The organism is Halovulum marinum (genome assembly GCF_009697225.1).
Classification (GTDB): Bacteria; Pseudomonadota; Alphaproteobacteria; order Rhodobacterales; family Rhodobacteraceae; genus Halovulum; species Halovulum marinum.
In genome coordinates this window covers 273,705-291,855 of record NZ_WIND01000002.1, presented here as the reverse complement: position 1 = coordinate 291,855, position 18,151 = coordinate 273,705, and the positions used below count along the sequence as shown (strand labels likewise).

The 18,151-nt window shown below is 70.6% G+C and carries 18 protein-coding genes; 1 reads left to right on the top strand and 17 read right to left on the bottom strand.

Annotated features, from left to right (window positions below):
* Position 1: 1 nt before the first annotated feature.
* From GE300_RS04415 to GE300_RS04365, 11 genes are all read right to left on the bottom strand, one after another.
* On the bottom strand, positions 2 to 727 hold the full coding sequence (locus GE300_RS04415) for a FadR/GntR family transcriptional regulator (protein WP_154445276.1): 726 nt from the start codon (positions 725 to 727) through the stop codon (positions 2 to 4).
* Positions 724 to 2,202 carry a tripartite tricarboxylate transporter permease gene (locus GE300_RS04410; protein ID WP_154445274.1) on the bottom strand — a complete coding sequence of 493 codons (1,479 nt, stop codon included), beginning with the start codon at positions 2,200 to 2,202 and terminating at the stop codon, positions 724 to 726. The genes GE300_RS04415 and GE300_RS04410 overlap by 4 nt, the downstream gene beginning before the upstream one ends.
* A 3-nt stretch (positions 2,203 to 2,205) precedes the next feature.
* A complete protein-coding gene (locus GE300_RS04405; RefSeq protein WP_154445272.1) occupies positions 2,206 to 2,682 on the bottom strand; it encodes a tripartite tricarboxylate transporter TctB family protein in 477 nt (158 codons plus the stop codon).
* A gap of 48 nt (positions 2,683 to 2,730) precedes the next feature.
* Positions 2,731 to 3,714: a Bug family tripartite tricarboxylate transporter substrate binding protein gene (locus GE300_RS04400; protein WP_233416766.1), complete on the bottom strand. Its 984-nt coding sequence runs from the start codon at positions 3,712 to 3,714 to the stop codon at positions 2,731 to 2,733.
* Positions 3,715 to 3,985: 271 nt separating this feature from the next.
* Positions 3,986 to 4,813 carry a sugar phosphate isomerase/epimerase family protein gene (locus tag GE300_RS04395; RefSeq protein WP_325063098.1) on the bottom strand — a complete coding sequence of 276 codons (828 nt, stop codon included), beginning with the start codon at positions 4,811 to 4,813 and terminating at the stop codon, positions 3,986 to 3,988.
* Positions 4,810 to 5,952: a dihydrodipicolinate synthase family protein gene (locus GE300_RS04390; protein ID WP_154445268.1), complete on the bottom strand. Its 1,143-nt coding sequence runs from the start codon at positions 5,950 to 5,952 to the stop codon at positions 4,810 to 4,812. Before GE300_RS04390 ends, GE300_RS04395 begins: the two co-directional genes overlap by 4 nt.
* A 2-nt stretch (positions 5,953 to 5,954) precedes the next feature.
* The gene (locus GE300_RS04385) at positions 5,955 to 7,106 is read right to left on the bottom strand and encodes a Gfo/Idh/MocA family protein (RefSeq protein ID WP_154445266.1); all 1,152 of its coding nucleotides are present in this window, start codon (positions 7,104 to 7,106) and stop codon (positions 5,955 to 5,957) included.
* Positions 7,107 to 7,121: 15 nt separating this feature from the next.
* Positions 7,122 to 7,793, bottom strand: coding sequence for a TetR/AcrR family transcriptional regulator (locus GE300_RS04380; protein ID WP_154445264.1), 672 nt, complete (start codon positions 7,791 to 7,793; stop codon positions 7,122 to 7,124).
* A complete protein-coding gene (locus GE300_RS04375) occupies positions 7,790 to 9,310 on the bottom strand; it encodes a tripartite tricarboxylate transporter permease (protein ID WP_154445262.1) in 1,521 nt (506 codons plus the stop codon). The genes GE300_RS04380 and GE300_RS04375 overlap by 4 nt, the downstream gene beginning before the upstream one ends.
* The gene (locus tag GE300_RS04370; RefSeq protein ID WP_154445260.1) at positions 9,307 to 9,807 is read right to left on the bottom strand and encodes a tripartite tricarboxylate transporter TctB family protein; all 501 of its coding nucleotides are present in this window, start codon (positions 9,805 to 9,807) and stop codon (positions 9,307 to 9,309) included. Before GE300_RS04370 ends, GE300_RS04375 begins: the two co-directional genes overlap by 4 nt.
* Positions 9,808 to 9,901: 94 nt before the next feature.
* Positions 9,902 to 10,915 (bottom strand): Bug family tripartite tricarboxylate transporter substrate binding protein, encoded by a 1,014-nt coding sequence (locus GE300_RS04365; RefSeq protein ID WP_154445258.1) that lies wholly within the window; start codon positions 10,913 to 10,915, stop codon positions 9,902 to 9,904.
* Positions 10,916 to 11,080: 165 nt separating this feature from the next.
* Here GE300_RS04365 and ald point away from each other — a divergent pair, with 165 nt between their 5' ends.
* A complete protein-coding gene (gene ald / locus GE300_RS04360; protein WP_325063097.1) occupies positions 11,081 to 12,199 on the top strand; it encodes an alanine dehydrogenase in 1,119 nt (372 codons plus the stop codon).
* A gap of 10 nt (positions 12,200 to 12,209) precedes the next feature.
* On the opposite strand, the gene GE300_RS04355 is transcribed toward ald, so the two are convergent.
* The 6 genes from GE300_RS04355 to GE300_RS04330 all read right to left on the bottom strand — a co-directional run bounded on the left by GE300_RS04355 (position 12,210) and on the right by GE300_RS04330 (position 18,151).
* Positions 12,210 to 13,205 (bottom strand): SIS domain-containing protein, encoded by a 996-nt coding sequence (locus tag GE300_RS04355; protein WP_154445256.1) that lies wholly within the window; start codon positions 13,203 to 13,205, stop codon positions 12,210 to 12,212.
* A gap of 68 nt (positions 13,206 to 13,273) precedes the next feature.
* Complete coding sequence (locus GE300_RS04350) at positions 13,274 to 14,203, bottom strand: carbohydrate kinase family protein (protein ID WP_325063096.1); 930 nt, start codon at positions 14,201 to 14,203, stop codon at positions 13,274 to 13,276.
* Positions 14,200 to 15,258, bottom strand: coding sequence for an ABC transporter ATP-binding protein (locus tag GE300_RS04345; RefSeq protein WP_154445254.1), 1,059 nt, complete (start codon positions 15,256 to 15,258; stop codon positions 14,200 to 14,202). Before GE300_RS04345 ends, GE300_RS04350 begins: the two co-directional genes overlap by 4 nt.
* A gap of 3 nt (positions 15,259 to 15,261) precedes the next feature.
* Positions 15,262 to 16,746, bottom strand: a complete 1,485-nt coding sequence (locus GE300_RS04340; protein ID WP_154445252.1) for an argininosuccinate lyase — start codon at positions 16,744 to 16,746, stop codon at positions 15,262 to 15,264.
* Complete coding sequence (locus GE300_RS04335) at positions 16,743 to 17,276, bottom strand: VOC family protein (RefSeq protein ID WP_154445250.1); 534 nt, start codon at positions 17,274 to 17,276, stop codon at positions 16,743 to 16,745. Before GE300_RS04335 ends, GE300_RS04340 begins: the two co-directional genes overlap by 4 nt.
* A complete protein-coding gene (locus GE300_RS04330) occupies positions 17,273 to 18,151 on the bottom strand; it encodes a carbohydrate ABC transporter permease (RefSeq protein WP_154445248.1) in 879 nt (292 codons plus the stop codon). Before GE300_RS04330 ends, GE300_RS04335 begins: the two co-directional genes overlap by 4 nt.

Genomic DNA, 18,151 nt, shown 5'->3' with positions numbered 1-18,151 from the left:
GTCAGTCCTTTCGGTCGGTTGGTTCGAGCTTCAGCTCGAAGAAGCGGTCGCCGAGCACGTCGACATGCGCCTGCATGGCGGTCTTGGCGTTCTCGGGCATGCGGCGGCGCATCGCGCGCAGGATGTCGCGGTGGTCCTGGACCGAGCGGCGGCGGTTCGACGGCTTGCGCGTCAGGTCGTACCAGCGGCTCCAGAGGTTGCTCTCGCGCATCCGCCACAGGTGCGCGACGTAGCTTTCGATGACCCCGTTGCCGGCGGCCTGTGCGATCAGAGCGTGGAACTCCACGTCGGCCTGGTCGAACACGGGGATGTCGTCGATGGCGGCGGCCATGCGCTCCATCGCCGCCTCGATCGCGTCGAGCTGCGCGTCGGTCGCGCGCTGGGCGGCGGCATAGGCGGAGTGGCCCTCGACCACGCGGCGCGCTTCCAGCACCTCCCACGGGCCGACGGCGTCGGTGGCGATCAGATCGCCCCGGTCGCGGTCGCGCAGGTGTTCCGACAGCACATAGACGCCCGAGCCGACGCGGATCTCGATGAAACGCATGATCTCCAGCGCCAGCAGCGCCTCGCGCACCGTGGTGCGGCTGACGCCGAGTTGGCTGGCCAGGTCCCGTTCGGGCGGCAGGCGTTCGCCGGTGGCGTACTCGCCGTCGTTGATCTGGTCGGCCAGCTGCTGGGCGACCTGAAGATAGCGCCGGCCCCCGCCGGGCAGGTCGAGCGCGCTCATGTCGAAACCCTCCGCCTGCGCGCGATCCGCTGCAGGATAGCGGGCCAGGCGACGGTCAGCACGGCGAGCGCCAGGAACAGCAGCGCGTAGGGCCGCTGGAAGATCTCGAGCGCATTGCCGTCCGACAGCATCAGCGAGGCGCGCAGCTGTTCCTCGGCGATCGGGCTGAGCACGAAGCCGATCACGAACGGGCCGAGCGGGACGCGCGCCGCCTCCAGCCCCAGGCCGATGACGCCGAAGGCGATCATCACCCAGACGTCGACGAAGCTGGAGTTGACCGCGTAGGAGCCGACGACGCAGAACACCAGGATCACGCTGAGCAGCCCGGCGCGCGGCAGCCGCACCAGCTGCGCGATGTAGCGGACCGCGCCCCACATCATGATCAGCATGAACAGGTTCGCCAGCAGGTAGGCGGCGATGATGCCATAGGCGATCTCGGGCGCGTTCTGGAACAGCAGCGGCCCCGGCTGCAGGTTGTGGATCGTCAGCGCGCCGATCAGGATCGCCTCGGTCACGCTGCCGGGGATGCCCATGGTGATCAGCGGGATCAGCGCGCCGCCGATGGCGGCGTTGTTGGCGGACTCGCCCGCGACCACGCCGGGCTCGTGGCCGGTGCCGAAGCGGTCGGGCTCCTTCGACAGCTGCTTGGCGGTGGAATAGCTGACCAGCGCCGCGATGTTGCCGCCGATGCCCGGCAGCAGGCCGATCCAGGTGCCGATCAGCGACGAACGCACCATGTTCGGCCCGTGCGTGCGCGCATCGGACAGATGCACCGGCAGGCGGCGTTTCGGGATCTCGATCTTCTTGTTGCTGATGGGTTGCGCCGCGTCGCGCAACACCTGGCTGATGGCGAAGGCGCCGATCAGCACCGGCAGCAGGCCGAACCCCGACAGCATCGCCGAAGAGCCGAAGGTCAGCCGCGCCTGGCCGATGGAACTGTCGATGCCCGGCAGCGCGAAGGCCATGCCCAGCGCCGCCGCCAGCAGCCCCTTGACCAGCGAGCCCTGCGCCAGCACCGCCAGCATGACCAGCGCCATCAGCACCAGGGTGAAGTACTCCCACGGGCCGAACTTCAGCGCGAAGCGGGCCAGCGCCGGCGACATGCCGGCCAGGAACCCCCACGAGATGATGCCGCCGACGACCGAGGCCATGATGCCCAGCGCCAGCGCCCGCTCGGCGCGGTTCGACTGCGCCATCGGGTAGCCGTCGAAGGTGGTCACGATCGAGGCGGGCGTGCCGGGCATCCTGAGCAGGATCGCGGTGATCAGCCCGCCCGAGATGCCGCCGACGTATTCGCCGATCAGCAGCGTGACCGCGTTGACCGGGTCCATGTGGAAGGTCAGCGGCAGCGTCAGCGCGATCAGCATCGAGGCGGTCAGGCCCGGGATCGCGCCGATCACGATGCCCAGGCCGGTGCCGACCAGCAGCAGCACCAGGTTGTGCCAGTCCATCAGCGCGGCGAAGGCGTCCAGCATGGCTCAGCCGATCTCGATGTAGAGGAAGTTCGAGAAGATGAAGGACAGCGCTCCTGCCAGCGCCAGCCCCAGTGCGCCGTAGACCAGTGCAGGTCTCCAGCCGCCGCCGGACAGGATCGTGCCCGACGCCGCCAGGAACAGCGCCGTCATCGGCAGGAACGGCAGCTGCCCGAGATCGAGCGCGGCGACATAGGCAATCAGCGCGGCCAGAACGCCCAGGCTGCGCAGCGGGTGGGATGCGGTGCCTTCCGGGCTGGCAACCGGCGCATCCGCCCGCATCCCGAGCACGGCGCGCACCGCCACCCAGAGCCCCAGGACGATCAGGATTGCCGCCAGGCCGCGCGGCACGGCGGCCGACCCCAAGGGCTCGAACCGGGGCGGCGGCAGCTCGGCCGCGCCGATCAGCAGCACCGCGGCGCCGCCGAACACCAGCACGGCAAGGGCGATGTCACCCCAGTATTTCAGGTGCTTGCGATGCATTTCCGATGTTCCGTCAGCGGCCGGGCGCAGGACGCCCGGCGCGCCGGTTTACTGGATCGTCGCCGCGACCGCCTGCAACGCCTCGAGCTGCTTCTGCGCGTCGGCCATCGCTTCGTCGCCCGGCGTCCAGTACGGCTCGAGGGTGTTGCCGGTGAAGTACTCGACGATCTCGGGGTCGGCGATCGCCTTCTCCAGCGCGCCCTGCAGCGCCTCGATGGCGGCGTCTGGCGTGTCGGCGGGCGCCAGCCACCAGTTCGGGTTGGCCCAGGAGACGTCGTAGCCCAGCTCGATCGCGGTCGGCACATCGGGCAGGTCCGGCAGACGCTCGCGGCCGAAATAGATCAGCGGTTTCAGCCCTTCGGCCTGCGCCAGGTATTCCGACGCCGCGAACAGCGCGATGTCGGCGTTGCCGCCCAGGATCAGCCGCAGCCGGTCGGCACCGCTGTTGGCGGTGACGTAGCGGGTCTCGAACCCGGCCTCGTTGGCCAGCATGGCGCCGACGAAATGCGGGATGGTGCCGATGCCCACCGCCTCGACCAGCGAACGCGGCTCGGCCTTCAGGTGCGCGACCAGCTGCTCGAAGGTGTCGAACTCGCTGTCGGCGCGGACCACCCAGACCGGGCTGCCGCCGCCGGTGTAGCCGATGGACTTGAAGTCATCCAAACTGAAGTCGCCCAGCCCCATCGCCATGGCGATCAGCGCCTGGTGGTGCCAGTGCACGATCGTGTGCCCGTCGTCGCCGCCGCGGCGCATCTGGTTGACCGCGTTCGCCCCGGCGCCGCCGTCGGCGTTCATCACCGCCATCGGCTGCGACAGCCAGCCGTTCTGCTGGATCTTCTCGGCCAGCAGGCGGGCGACGACGTCGGTGCGCCCGCCGGGCTTGAACGGCACGATGATCTGGATCGGCTTCTGCGGAAACTCCTGCGCGATCGCCGCGCCGGTCGCGACTGGTCCGACCGCTCCGAGGCCGGCGCCGAGGGCCAGAATCGCCAGACCTGCGCGAACTCCTGCGGTCAAGCTGCTGAATTTCATGAGTGATACCTCCCGGATATGCCCGTTTGCGCGCTTTTTCGTGGTCCTACCGATACGCAGACAGTGCGAAATTGTCCAGACCAAATGCGGAGATACCATGATTGGACAGACCGGTTCGACCGCGCCGGCGCGTCCCGGGCGGCTTTCCTGCACGGCCTGCGGGGGCATCGGGGAGGGAAAGCCGCGCGCGGCGAAAGCGGGCGGAACCGCTTCGGGCCGGAGCCGTCCGGACCGGCAGTGGCGGGCGCGGCCGGAGCCCCGCCGGCGTTCTTCAGCAGGCCGAGCGTCCGCGTTCGACGATGATCTGAAGCACCTCGTCCGGATCGCGCTTCCACCAGTTCAGCGCCGAGAAGATCTCGACCTCGCACAGACCGTCGAAGCCCGCGGCCTCGGCGGCGGCGCGCAGGCCGGGGATGTCGATCACGCCGTCGCCCATCATCCCGCGGTCGGTCAGCAGATCGCGGGTCGGCACCAGCCAGTCGCAGATGTGGAACGCCATCAGCCTGTCCTTGCCGGCGCGGGCCATCTGCGGCTTCACGTCCGGATCCCACCAGATGTGATAGACGTCGGCGGCGACGCCGATGCCCGCGCCCAGCCGGTCGCAGATGTCCAGCGCCTGCCCCAGCGTGTTCACGCAGGCCCGGTCGCCGGCGTACATCGGGTGCAGCGGCTCGATCGCGACCTTCACGCCGCTCTCGCGGGCATATTCCAGCGTGCTTGCCAGCCCTTCCTCGACGATGGCGCGCGCGCCCTCGAGATCGCGCGAGCCCTCGGGCAGGCCGCCGACCACCATCACCAGGCATTCGGCGCCGATCTCGGCGGCCTCGTCCACGGCGCGGCGGTTGTCGTCGATCACCGCTTGCGTCAGCGCGCCCTCGGCGGTGTACCAGCCGCCCCGGCACAGGCCGGTGACGGTCAGGTCGGCATTGCGGATCGCGCGCGCCGCCTTGGCGACGCCCATATCCTGCAGCACGTCGCGCCACGGGGCGATACCGCCGAGGCCGTGGCGCTGGCAGCCGTCGATGGCCTGGGCCAGGCCCCATTTCTCCTTCACCGTGGCGGTGTTGAGCGACAGGCGATCCGGCGCGACGCCGCTCACGGCGCCACCCCCCGCGCGGCGAACACCGGCCGGGCGCGCGCGGCGGCCAGGTCAGGGTCCGCGAACAGGCCCGCATCGTTCGCCATGCGGATGATGTCGGCCAGGTGCAGCGTGGAGCGCGTGCTTTCCTGCCCGCCGATCATGGTGAAATGATCCTGGTGGCCGGTCAGGTAGGCCATGAACACCACGCCGGTCTTGTAGAAGCGCGTCGGCGCCTTGAAGATGTGCCGCGACAGCGGGACGGTCGGGCCGAACTCGGCATGGTAGCCGTCCAGATCCCCCTGCCCCAGCCGGTTCAGCGCGCGGCAGGCGGATTGCGCGATCGGATCGAAAATGCCCAGCAGCGCGTGGGAATGCCCCTGCGCGTCGCCGGCGATCAGCTCGGGGTAGTTGAAGTCGTCGCCGGTATACATCGTCACGCCCTCGGGAAGGCGGCGGCGCATGGCGATTTCCTTCTCGGCCGACAGCAGCGAGATCTTGATCCCCTCGACCTTGGCGGCATTGGCCTCGATCACCTCAAGACAGGTGTCCATCGCCGACATGTGGTCGCCCGAGCCCCAGTAGCCTGCCAGCGCGGGGTCGAACATCTCGCCCAGCCAGTGCAGGATCGCCGGCTGCGACAGGCCCGACAGAACCCTGCCATAGACACGAGCGTAATCCTCGGGGCCCTTCGCGGCCTGCGCCAGCGCGCGGGACGCCATCAGGATCACGCGCGAACCGGCGGCCTCGACCGCCTCGCACTGCTGCTCGTAGGCGGCGATCACGTCGTCCACGGTCACGTCCGGGCCGGGGGTCAGGTGGTCGGTCCCGGCGCCCGAGGCGATCAGGTGCCCGCCCGCCTTGGCGTTCCGGGTGGCGCGCTGGATCAGCTCAAGCGAGGTGGGCCAGTCCAGGCCCATGCCGCGCTGCGCGGTGTCCATGCTTTCGGCGACGCCGAAGCCCTGCGACCACAGATGCTCGCGGAAGGCCAGCGTGCGGTCCCAGTCGATCGGGCAATCGAGCCACGGGTCGCAGTCCGCCAGCGGATCGTTCACGACATGCGCGGCGGCATAGGCGGTACGGGTCCAGCCGTGCGGCGCCTCGGGGGCCGGGCCGGCGGTCAGCGTGACCGCGCCGCCGGGCAGGTTCAGGGTTGTCATGCTCAGACCTCCAGCGGTTCCAGATCGACCCAGCGGCGCTCTTTCGAGCTTTGGTAGCCGGCCTGCGCCAGCTGCACGCCCTTGGCGCCCTCGAGCAGCGTGTAGTGCCACGGCGCATCCTCGGCGACGTGGCGCAGGAACTGCTCCCACTGCACCTTGAAGCCGTTGTCGAAGACGGTGTTGTCCGGCACTTCCTCCCAGTCGGCGTAGAAGTCGAGGGTCTGCGGCTCGTCCGGGTTCCAGACCGGCTTGGGCGTGTTGACGCGGTGCTGCGAATAGCACTTGTGCAGGCCGGCGACGGCCGAGCCGTGGGTGCCGTCGACCTGGAAGGTCACCAGGTCGTCGCGGCGCACGCGGGTACACCAGCTGGAGTTGATGTGCGCGACGATGTCGCCCTCCAGCAGGAAGGTGGCATAGGCGGCGTCGTCGGCGGTCGCCTTGTAGGCCTCGCCGTTCTCGTCCCAGCGTTCGGGGATGTGGGTGAAGCCCAGGCACGACACCGACCTGACCGGCGCGACGACGTTGTCGAGCACATAGCGCCAGTGGCACAGCATGTCCGAGATCATGCCGCCGCCGTCCTGCGCGCGGTAGTTCCAGCTGGGGCGCTGCGCCGGCATCCAGTCGCCCTCGAACACCCAGTAGCCGAATTCGCCCTTCACGCTGAGGATCTTGCCGAAGAAGCCGCTGTCGCGCAGGCGCTTGAGCTTCAGCAGGCCCGGCAGATCCAGCTTGTCGTGCACGATGCCGTTCTTGACGCCCTTCTGCCTGGCCAGCCGGGCGATCTTCATCGCCTCCTCCAGCCCCTCGGAGACGGGCTTTTCCGAATAGACGTGCTTGCCGGCCTCGATGGCGCGGGCCAGCAGGCCGGGGCGCATCTGGGTCGAGGCGGCGTCGAAGAAGATCGTGTCGTCCGGGTTCGCCAGCGCCGCGTCCATGTCGGTGGTCCAGCGCTCGACCCCGTGCTTCTTGGCCAGCGCCTCGATCTTCTCGGCGTTGCGGCCGACGATGATCGGGTCCGGCACCAGAAAGGCGCCGTCGGACAGCATCACGCCGCCCTGGTCGCGGATCGCCAGCACCGAGCGGATCAGGTGCTGGTTCATGCCCATCCTGCCGGTGACGCCATGCATGACGATGCCGATACGCTGTTGTCTCATCTTGTCGTGTTCCTCTCAGGTGTTGTCGTCGTTCATGGGGCGGTCCGCAGTGCGGCGCAGGTAGGCGATGATCATGTCCGAGGCCATTTCGGCGCGGGCGTCCAGCCAGGGCTGGTCGACCGGCACCTTGAACACCGCGCGCAGCGTCAGCTTGTTGGACACCGGGAAATAGCAGAGCGAGGCGATGGTCACGTACAGCTCGACCGGATCGACGCCGGCGCGGAACCGGCCTTCGGCCACGCCCCGGTCGAGGATGCCGCGGATGTTGGCGATCAGCGGCGACTGGATCTCGGCGACGTCGGCGATGTCCTCGATCGCCTGCCCGCCCATCAGGTTCTCGGTGTTGAGCATCGAGATGAACCAGGGCTTCGAGACGAAGTGCTGCATGGTGAAGCGCACCAGCTCGCGCAGCGCCGTCTCGGGCGCCATGTGCTCGATGTCCAGCTCGCGCTCGCCCTGGCGGATCTGCACATAGCTTTCGCGCAGCGCCGCCTTGTAGAGCTCTTCCTTGTCGCCGAAGTAGGAATAGATCATCGGCTTGCTGACGCCGGCGGCCTCGGCGATCGAGTCGATGCGCGCGCCGGCGTGGCCCAGCCGCGCGAACTCGTCCAGCGCGGCATCCAGGATCCGCCGGCGCGAGGCCGCGGCGTCGCGGCGGCGGGGCTTGGGCTTGGCGCGCGCGGTCATGCGCGGCCCCCGGCGATGCCGGCGAGACGGGCCAGGCCGCGGCGCACCGGCGCCAGGCCCAGCAGGATGCTGGCGGCGATCACCGCCGCGAACAGCGCGCTGACCGGCCGGGTGAAGAACGGCTCGAGGCTGCCGTCGCTCAGCGTCAGGCCGCGGCGCAGGTTCTTGTCCAGCAGATCGCCCAGGATGATGCCCAGCACCAGCGGCGCCATCGGGTAGTTCATCTGCCGCAGCACGAAGCCGATCAGCCCGAAGGCGACCATCACCCAGATGTCGAACACCCGCTGGGTCAGCGCGTAGGGGCCGATCACGCACAGCACGAACACCACCGGCATCAGCAACTCGCGCGGGATCCGCAATACCTGGATGAACGCGCGGGTCAGCGACAGCCCGTAGATCAGGATCGCGGCGGTCGCGAGCAGCAGCATCGCCGCGACCGAATAGATGAAGTCGGGCTGTTCCAGCATGATCATCGGCCCGGGCCGCACGCCGTGGATGAACAGCGCCGCGATCAGCACCGCCGCCGGGGCCGAGCCGGGCACCGCCAGCGTCAGCGCCGGGATCAGCGCGCCGGGCACGACCGCGCTGTTGCCGGTCTCGGCCGCCGTCAGCCCCTCTTTCGAGCCCTTGCCGAACTGGTCGCGCTCGGGGCTGATGCGTTTGGCCACGGCATAGCTGGCCCAGGCGCCGATGTCCTCGCCGACGCCGGGGATGATGCCGACGATGGTGCCGATCACGCCCGAGCGGCCGATGGTGAACTTGTAGCGCCACAGGTCGGCCAGCCGCGGCAGGGTGCGGTCCTCGCGCAGGTCGGCGCCGACCAGCCGCGGCTTGCCGCGCCACATCACCGTCAGCACCTCGGCGAAGCCGAAGGCGCCGACCATCGCCGGGATCAGCCCGATGCCGCCGTTCAGCTCGGGAACCCCGAGCGTGAACCGGACATGGGCGTGGAGCCCTTCCGAGCCGATCATCGCCACCGACAGGCCCAGCAGCCCGGCGATGTAGCCGCGCAGCGGGCTGACGCCGCCGGTCAGCTGCCCCGAGATGACGATGCCGAACACCGCCAGCCAGAAGAATTCGAACGAGCCGAAGTTCAGCGCCACCTCGGCCAGCAGCGGCGCCAGCACCACCAGCAGCAGGATGCCGACGACGGTGCCCAGCGCCGAGCCGGCGGTGGCCAGCGCCATCGCGTAGCCGGCCTCGCCGCGCTGCGCCAGCGGAAAGCCGTCGAGCGAGGTCGCGGCGCTGGCGGGCGTGCCGGGAATGTTCAGCAGGATCGCGCTGCGCGAGCCGCCGTAGATCGCGCCGACATACATGCAGATCAGCACCAGGATCGCGCTGTCGCGCTCCAGCGTGTAGGTCAGCGTGGTCAGCAGCGCCACGCCCATGGTCGCGGTCAGCCCCGGCAGGCTGCCGACCAGGATGCCCAGCAGCGTCGCCCAGGCGACGTGGAAGATCCCCATCGGGGTCATGAAGGCCAGCAGCGCGCTGCCCATGGAGGCGAGCCCGTCGATCATGGCAGCCGCACCAGGAAGCCGAAGCGGAACAGCGCCGAGATGCCCACAGCCATGCCGCCGGCGAACAGCGCCAGCAGCAGCGCGGTGCGCAGCCGCGCGCCGCCGCCCGCGGCCGGGATCAGGAACCAGCCGGCGAACACCAGCACATACAGCGCCGTGGCCGCCCAGAACGGCAGCGTGCCGACCAGCGCCAGCGCGTAGACGCCGCTCCACAGCGCGGTGAAGGCCAGGTTCGCCAGCGACGGACCGTCGCCCGGCGCCCCGCCATCGGACGGCCGCGCCGGCCGCGCCGCGCCGCGGGCGCCCAGCGCCAGCAGCGCCGCGCAGACCATCAGCGTCGCGCCGAGCAGCATCGGCACCAGCCCGGGGATGCTGGCGGGATGGATCTGCCGGATCTCGAGCCGGTCCATGGTGAAGCCGCCGTAGCTCATCGCCGCCCCGAGGGCGAACAATACAAGGGCGGTCACCCGGTCCGCTGCAGGCGAATCGAAGCGCATGTTCAGTACCTTCCGCCGGGACGGGCCGGCATGGTCGCGAGGAGGGGTCGGTCGGTTCCGCACGCCGGGCCGCGCCCGGCGTGCGGCGGCCGGATCACTCGGCCGGGCAGTCGATGCCGATCTCGGACGGATCGACCACGGCCTCGCCGCGGGTCACCCGGGCGCAGGCCTCGGCGATCACCACCGGCATCGCCTTGTCGCGCGCCGCGGTGCCGAAGCTGGGATCGAACACCGCGCCGCGGTCCCTGGCGTAGGTCTGCAGCGCCTCGGAGCCCATCACATGCTCCTGCCAGACCTTGTCGACGGTGTCGTAGACCTCCTGCGGGGCGCCGGTGGGGATGAACACGCCGAAATAGTCCGGCGCGACGTGCATGTCCGGCAGCCAGTCGGTGATCGGCGGGATCGGGTCCAGCCCCTCGACGACCAGTTCCTTGTCCGACAGCACCGCCAGGGCGCGCAGCTTGCCGGCCTTGATCATCTCGGTCTGCTCCACCGCCAGCTGGGTGGTGGCGTCGACCTCGCCGGCGGCGGCGGCCAGCACGGCGGGGTTGCCGCCGTCATAGGTCACCATCCGCGCGCCCAGCTCGCCCTCGGCGGCCTCCTTGATCGCGGCCAGCGCCATCCCCCCCGAGGAGTTCACCCCGGCGGTGCCGACCTTGACCGCCTCGGCCTCCTTCATCGCCTCCAGCAGCTCGCCGAAATCCTGCCAGGGCGCGTCGGCGTTGACCGACACCACCGGCACGTTCGCGACGTGCAGGTAGATCTGGTAGTCGTCGATCGAGGTGTCCTCGATCAGGCCGGTGACCGCATAGGTGGCGTTGTTGGCGATCGCGTTCGCGGTCCAGGTATAGCCGTCGCGCGGCGCGTCCAGCGCCGCCTTGGTGCCGATCGAGCCCGAGGCGCCGGGCTGGTTCACCACCACCACCGGCGTACCCAGCGCTTCCTCGAGGATCGGCGCGACGACGCGGGTGACCTGGTCGGTCGATCCGCCGGCCGACCACGGCACGATGATGTTGATCGGCTTGTCCGGCTGCCACTGGGCCAGCGCGGGCGCGGCCGCCAGGCCAAGTCCGACCAGTGCCGCGGCGGTGGTCTTGAGTGCGTTCATGGTGTCCTCCCGGTTATTACCTACCGGTTGGTAACATACGGCCTTCCCCGATGTCAATCGGCTCGGGCGGCGGCGGCGGCTTGACCCGCACCGGCAGGGCGGCAATCGTCGGCAAAGGTCCGCGCGCCCGTCCAGACGCGGCAGCAACGAAACGGGAGGTTTCAGGTGCACATCGGCGTTCCGAAGGAGATCAAGAATCACGAGTACCGGGTCGGACTGACGCCGGAAAGCGTGGCCGAGTGCTGCCGCCACGGGCACGCGGTGACCGTCCAGACCGGCGCCGGGGAAGGCATCGGCGCCACCGACCAGGACTATGCGGACGCCGGCGCGCAGGTGGCCGGCGACGCCGCCGGGGTGTTCGCCGCCGGCGAGATGATCATCAAGGTCAAGGAGCCGCAGCCCGACGAGCGCCGGATGCTGCGCGCCGGGCAGATCCTGTTCACCTATCTGCACCTGGCCCCGGACCCGGACCAGACCCGCGAGCTGATGGCCTCGGGCGCGGTCTGCATCGCCTACGAGACGGTCACCGGCGGCGGCGGCGGGCTGCCGCTGCTCAAGCCGATGAGCCAGGTCGCCGGGCGGCTGTCGGTGCAGGCGGGGGCGAACGCGCTCGAGACCCACCGCGGCGGGCGCGGCGTGCTGCTGGGCGGCGTGCCCGGCGTGGCGCCGGCGCGGGTCACGGTGATCGGCGGCGGCGTGGTCGGGTTCAACGCCGCGCAGATGGCGGTCGGGCTGGGCGCGCACACCACCATCCTGGACCGCAGCGCCGACGTGCTGGAGCGGCTGGCCACGCATTTCGAGGCCCGCGCCACGACCCGCTTTGCCAGCCAGATGAACCTGGAGGACGAGTTGACCCGCGCCGACCTGGTGATCGGCGCGGTGCTGATCCCCGGCGCCGCCGCGCCCAAGCTGGTGCGCCGGGAACACCTGTCGCAGATGAAGCGCGGCGCGGTGCTGGTGGACGTGGCCATCGATCAGGGCGGCTGCTTCGAGACCTCGCACCCGACCACCCATGCCGACCCGACCTTCGTGATCGACGGCATCGTGCACTACTGCGTCGCCAACATGCCCGGCGCCGTGGCGCGCACCAGCACCTACGCGCTGAACAACGTCACCCTGCCGCACGCGCTGGCGATCGCCGACAAGGGCTGGAAGGCGGCGCTGATCGAGGACCCGCACCTGCGCGCCGGGCTCAACGTCTGCGACGCCAGGATCACCCATCCGGCCGTCGCCGCGGCGCTGGGCCAGGAGCACACTCCCGCCGAGGCGGCGCTGGGGTTGTGAGCCGTCCGCCCTAGACGGTCAGCGTCTCCTTCGCCAGGAACTCGGGCCGGTCGGGATTGCGGCCGCGGATCCGCGCCGCAGCCTCGAGCGCGCCGTAGACCGGGGCCAGTTGCAGCAGCGGATCGAGGAAGCGGTGCAGCGGCGTGACGGCGGGGGCGGTCAGCACCCGCGCGCCCTGCCCCTCCAGCCGGTCGATGGTGTCCTGAAGCCCGGCCTCGGCCGGCTCGCCCAGCGCCAGCACGGGAAAGCCGTCGCGCAGGATCGCCGACGGGCCGTGCAGCACCTCGGCCGAGGAATGGGCCGAGGCGTGGATGCCGCACAGCTCCATCGCCTTCAACGCCACCTCGGCGGCGATGCCCAGGCCGGGGCCGCGGGCGATCACCACCAGCCGGTCGGTGCGCGTCAGCTCCTCGCGCAGCGGCGCGGCGGTCAGCGCCAGCGCGTCCTGCAGCCGGTCCGGCGCCGCGCGCAGCGCCGCCTGCAGGCCGTCGTCGCCGCGCCAGTACGCCAGCAGCCACAGCCCCGACAGCACCGAGTTGGTGAAGCTCTTGGTCGCCGCGACGGCGTGCTCGGGCCCGGCGCACAGGTCCAGCACGGTCGCGGCGGCGCCGGCCAGCGGGCTGTCGACGGAGTTGGTCAGGGTGAGCGTCTGCGCGCCGCCCTGGCGGCAGGCGCGCATCAGCGCCACCAGATCCCCGCTGCGTCCCGACTGGCTGACGCCAAGCGCCACGACCCGGTCCAGGTGCAGCGCGGCGCCGTAGATCGACGCGACCGACGGCCCCACGGACGACACCGGCACCCCGGCCGACAGCTCGATGGCGTATTTCAGGCAGGTCGCGGCATGGTCGGACGAGCCCCGCGCCACGGTCACGACCGCGCGCGGGCCGATCCGCCCCAGCGCGCGGCCCACGGCGCGGAAGCGGTCTTGCGGTGCGGCGTCCAGCAGGCGCGCGGCGGCGGCGGGGATCTCGTCGATTTCGCGTCGCATCATCGTGGTTGCAGTCATGTCGATCCTTGTCTCATGGCGTTCGGCAAGGCGACGGGGCGCGGCGGTGCGCGCCCCGGCCCCGGCCGTCAATTCGCGATCCTGCTTCGCCCGGCGGCAGAGCCGGCGGCGGCGCGGATCGCGCCCAGCCCGCCGGTGCCGCCCGCGGCCTGCACCGAGGCCGCGCCGCAGGCGTTGCCCGCCCGCAGGCAGTCGTCCAGCGCGCGGCCGGCGAGCCAGCTGTCGAGAAAGCCGCCGTTGAACGCATCCCCGGCCCCGGTCGTGTCGGCCACCGGCACCGCCAGCCCCGGCACCGTCAGCCGGCGTCCGCCGGTCAGCGCGTCGGCGCCAGCCGCGCCGCGCTTGACCACGGTCAGCGGCGCCGCGCCCGCCGCCACGCCCAGCTCGGCCAGGCGCGCGGCCTCTTCCTCGTTCGGCAGGAACACGTCCACCGCCGCGATCAGCGCCGCGTCCCGGGCGCTCAGCGCATCGTCCCAGCTGCAGTCGAGCGAGACCGTCATCCCCGCCGCACGGGCCGCGTCCAGCACCCCCGGCGACTCCTTCAGGGTGCGCAGCTCGCCGATGTGCAGATGCGCCGCGCCCGACGCGGCCATCGCCGCGGCGTCGAGCGGCGGCAGCGCCGGCCCGGTGGCGCGGGTCAGGAACGCCCGGTCGCCGCCATGGGCGATGGCGACGGTGATCTGCGGCTCGGCGCCGGGCACGCCCGGCCTGCAGAGCGCCAGATCGACGCCGGCGCCGCGGGCCTCGCGCGTGACCACGGCGTCGAACGGCGCGGCCGGCAGCGTCGCCGCCAGCGCCGCCCGGCGCCCCAGCGCGGCGAAGGTCGCCGCCGAGATGTAGGCCCCGCCGCCGGCGTGCAGGCCCAGCGCCTCGGCGAACACCTCGGTGCCCAGCGTCGGCATCCGCGGCACGCCGGTGAACACCAGATCGCAGTACAGCCGCCCGATGCACAGCACGCCCGCGCCCGCGGAGCCCGGCGGACGGCGCGTCTCGCTCACGTCAGCACCATCCCGGTGTCGCGGTCGAACAGGTGCATGTTCGCCGGATCCGCGCCCAGCCGCACCACCTCGCCCACCGCCGGGGGGTTGCGGCCGTCGGCCTTGGCGACGATCTCGCCCGAGGCGGTCTCGACATAGATCAGCGTCTCGGCGCCCAGCGGCTCGCGGACCGAGACGCGGCCCTCGATCAGCGGCGCCGCGTCGGTGGGCGCCAGATCGTCCGGGCGCACGCCCAGCACCACCGACGCACCGCTTGGCGGCCGCGCCACGCTCATCTCCAGCGGGGCGCCGGCGGCCAGCCGGATCCGCCCGTCGACCAGCTGCCCGTCCAGCATGTTCATCGACGGCGCGCCGATGAACTGCGCAACGAAGGTGTTGGCGGGCCGGTGATAGACCTGATCGGGCGTGCCGACCTGCTGGATGTGGCCGTCCTTCATGATCACGATCCGGTCGGCCATGGTCATCGCCTCGACCTGGTCGTGGGTGACGAACACGATCGTGTTGCCGACGCGCTGGTGCAGCTTCTTGATCTCCAGACGCATCTGCGTGCGCAGCTGCGCGTCGAGGTTCGACAGCGGCTCGTCGAACAGGAACACCGCCGGATCGCGCACCATCGCCCGGCCGATGGCGACGCGCTGGCGCTGGCCGCCGGAAAGCTGGCTGGGCTTGCGCGCCAGCAGGTCGGTCATTCCCAGGATCGCCGCGACCTCGTCGATCCGCGCCTCCTTGTCGGGGCGCGACATCTTCGATGTGCGCAGGCCGAAGGCGATGTTCTTGCGCACGCTCATGTGCGGGTAGATGGCGTAGTTCTGGAACACCATGGCGATGTCGCGTTCCTTCGGCTCCAGGTTGTTGACCACCCGGCCGCCGATCTCGATGGTGCCCGAGGTCACCTCCTCCAGCCCCGCGATCATCCGCAGCGTGGTGGACTTGCCGCAGCCCGAGGGGCCGACGAAGACGACGAACTCGCCGTCGGCCACCTCCAGGTCGATGCCGTGCAGCACCTCGGTCTGGCCATAGGCCTTCACCAGTTTCTTCAGCGCCAGATTGGCCAAGGCTCAGACCTCCGTCAGCGATGCGAATGCCGTGGCCAGGGCCTGTTCGGCGCTGGCGCGGCGGGTTGTTCTGGCGCCCGAGCCGGTGCGCAGCGCGCCCAGTGCGGTGCGGCTGTCGGCCAGCGCGGCGGCCAGCGCCGCGGGGGCCGGACCGCCCAGCCGGTCGCGGCGGGCGACGAAGGTCTCGGGCGCGACCGCGGTGCGGAAGGCGGCCGCGTCCAGCGCGGTCCTGCGCCCTGCCCGTGTCTCGAACGCCTCGGCGAAGGCGGCATGGCCGTCGCGCAGCGGTGCTTCCATCGCGATCACCGCGCGGGCGGTATCGGCGGCGATCTCGTGCGCCTGGCGGAAACTCAGCCCCTCGTCGCGGACCAGCGTGTCGGCGAGTTCGGTGATCGTCACGCAGGCCGCGTCCATGTTCGCCGCCACCCGGTCGGCGCGGACCCCGCACGCGGGCAGGAACGCGGTCAGCAGCGCCAGCATGCGGCCGCCCGACCCGAACGCGGCATATCCGGCCTGCTGCACCTCGCCCTCGCTGTCGTTCATGTCGGTGAACGGCGTGTTGTGCATCGTGTTCACGATCATGTCGCAGCGCCCGGCGGTGACGCTGGCCAGGTGGCGCATGTGCTCGATCGGCACCGGGTTGCGCTTTTGCGGCATGATCGAGCTGATCTGCACAAGGCTGTCGGGCACGTAAAGCTGCCCGACCTCGAAGCTGGACCAGAACGCCATGTCCTGCACCACGCGGCCCAGATGCACGAACACCAGCTTCAGCGCGGAATACAGCCCCGTCACGTAGTCCACGCTGGCGATGCAGCCGTAGCTGTTGACCTGCGGGCTTTCGAACCCCAGCAGGTCGGCCATCCGCACCCGGTCGACGGGAAAGCCCGAGGTGGTGATCGCGGCGGCGCCCATCGGGCAATGCTCCAGCCCGTCGATGGCGGCGCTCAGGCGCGTCGCATCGCGCAGCAGCACCTCGATGGCGGCGGCCAGGTAGTGGCCGAAGGTCGTGGGCTGCGCCGGCTGGCCGTGGGTGTAGGCGACGATCAGCGTTTCCGCCTCGGCCTCGGCCTTGTCGGTCAGCGCGGCGGCGAGGTCCAGCATCAGCGTCAGCGCCGCCTCGGCGCGCGCGCGCAGTTCCATCCTGAACAGCGTGTGGTCCATGTCGTTGCGCGAGCGCGCGGTGTGCAGCGCGCCGCCCGGATCGCCCAGCCGGCGGCGCAGCTCGGCCTCGACCAGGAAGAAATAGTCCTCGTGCTCGCCGGTGTAGCTCAGCGCGGCGACATCGGTTTGCTTGCCGATCGCGTCGAGCGCCGCGGCGATCTGCGCGCCCAGCCCGCGCGTCAGGATGCCGGTTTCGACCAGCATCACCAGATGCGCGCGGTTGATGCTGTCCATGTGCCGCGCGTAATGCGCCTTCACGCCCTCGAACAGCGGCGCCAGCACGGTGTCGCGGTAGACCGGATCGGGGAAGACGGAGGTGTCGCTCATCGCATCATGCCTGCCAGCGCGGCGCGCACCGGCCGGTGATCGTAGGTGACCAGCTCGAGGTGGTTGCCGTCGGGATCGAGGAAGTTGAAGGTGATCGCCATGCCGTAGTCGTTGTGATCGGCCAGCGTCAGCGGCCGGCCGTCGTGCGCCGGCACGCCCTCTGCCGGCAGCGCGCGGGCGAAGCCCAGAAAGCCGCGTTCCCCGGCGTGGAACGCCACCGTCCGGTCGCCGCCGCGCGGGCGGTCGCCGACGAACAGCGACACGCAGTGGTGCCCGCCGGTCGACGGCGCGAGGAAGGTCGGATGCGGCGGCCGGGCCTCGTCCGGATCCCACTCGCCGTACGGAACGAGGCCGAGTACCCGGCGGTACCAGGCGACCGAAACCGGCACCTCCTGCACGTAGAGATGCACGTGGTCCAGCCGGTCGGTGCGCACCAAGGGGGCCTCGGCGCCGCCCTCCGGGCGCTGCGCGCGGCCGCGCCCGGAGGCGTCCGCCGGAGCTTTCACCGGCTTTTCCGCAGCGCCGCTCATCCCTTCAGTCCCGCCATGACCACGCCGCGGATGATGAAGCGCTGGAAGATCAGGAACACCACCAGCGTCGGGATGGTCGAGATCGCCGCCCCGGTCATGATCAGCTCCCACGCCACGTCGGCCTCGTCGCCGAAGCCGGACAGCCCCACCGGCAGCGTGTACATGTCGACCGAGTTGGTGACGATCAGCGGCCACAGGAATGCGGTCCAGTTGCCGAGGAAGACGAAGATCGCAAGCGCGGCCAGCGCCGGCTTGACCAGCGGCATGGCGACGGTCCACCAGATCTGCAGCTCGTTCAGCCCGTCGATGCGCGCCGCCTCGATGAAGTCGTCGGGCACGCTTTCGAAGAACTGCTTCATCAGGAAGGTGCCGAACGCGGTCATCAGGCCGGGGAACATGATGCCCCAGTAGCTGTCGAGCCAGCCGAAGGACTGCGACATCAGATACCACGGGATCACCAGCATCTCGGTCGGGATCATCAGCGTGGACAGGATCGCGATGAACACCAGCTGCCGCCCAGGAAAGCGGAACTTGCACAGCGTGTAGCCCACGAGGCTGTCGAAGAACAGGTTCGAGACCGTGGTGATCGTCGCGATGATGATCGAGTTCCAGAACCACATGTAGAACCGACCGTCCTCGAGAACGTAGGTATAGTTCTCGAGCGTCGGTTCTTCGGGGATCAGGTTGACGTTGTAGACCTCGTGCGGCCACTTCAGCGAAGTCGAGATCATGTAGACGATCGGCATGATCATCAGCACGCCGCCCAGGAACAGCAGCGTCCAGCGGATGATCTGGCCCAGGTTGCGCGGCTTGCGCTCGGGGCGGGTGTCCAGCACCGCGGCGGTGGTCGGGCGGATCTGGTCGGTCACGGCCAT

Bases quoted from the DNA above. Each gene is read 5' to 3' on its own strand.
- GE300_RS04370 (WP_154445260.1), bottom strand. From the start codon at position 9,807: ATGCGCTTCGATTCGCCTGCAGCGGACCGGGTGACCGCCCTTGTATTG.
- GE300_RS04375 (WP_154445262.1), bottom strand. From the start codon at position 9,310: ATGATCGACGGGCTCGCCTCCATGGGCAGCGCGCTGCTGGCCTTCATG.
- GE300_RS04365 (WP_154445258.1), bottom strand. From the start codon at position 10,915: ATGAACGCACTCAAGACCACCGCCGCGGCACTGGTCGGACTTGGCCTG.
- GE300_RS04385 (WP_154445266.1), bottom strand. From the start codon at position 7,106: ATGAGACAACAGCGTATCGGCATCGTCATGCATGGCGTCACCGGCAGG.
- GE300_RS04355 (WP_154445256.1), bottom strand. From the start codon at position 13,205: ATGACTGCAACCACGATGATGCGACGCGAAATCGACGAGATCCCCGCC.
- GE300_RS04335 (WP_154445250.1), bottom strand. From the start codon at position 17,276: ATGAGCGGCGCTGCGGAAAAGCCGGTGAAAGCTCCGGCGGACGCCTCC.
- GE300_RS04410 (WP_154445274.1), bottom strand. From the start codon at position 2,202: ATGCTGGACGCCTTCGCCGCGCTGATGGACTGGCACAACCTGGTGCTG.
- GE300_RS04330 (WP_154445248.1), bottom strand. From the start codon at position 18,151: ATGGCCGTGACCGACCAGATCCGCCCGACCACCGCCGCGGTGCTGGAC.
- GE300_RS04405 (WP_154445272.1), bottom strand. From the start codon at position 2,682: ATGCATCGCAAGCACCTGAAATACTGGGGTGACATCGCCCTTGCCGTG.
- GE300_RS04400 (WP_233416766.1), bottom strand. From the start codon at position 3,714: ATGAAATTCAGCAGCTTGACCGCAGGAGTTCGCGCAGGTCTGGCGATT.
- GE300_RS04340 (WP_154445252.1), bottom strand. From the start codon at position 16,746: ATGAGCGACACCTCCGTCTTCCCCGATCCGGTCTACCGCGACACCGTG.
- GE300_RS04415 (WP_154445276.1), bottom strand. From the start codon at position 727: ATGAGCGCGCTCGACCTGCCCGGCGGGGGCCGGCGCTATCTTCAGGTC.
- GE300_RS04390 (WP_154445268.1), bottom strand. From the start codon at position 5,952: ATGACAACCCTGAACCTGCCCGGCGGCGCGGTCACGCTGACCGCCGGC.
- GE300_RS04380 (WP_154445264.1), bottom strand. From the start codon at position 7,793: ATGACCGCGCGCGCCAAGCCCAAGCCCCGCCGCCGCGACGCCGCGGCC.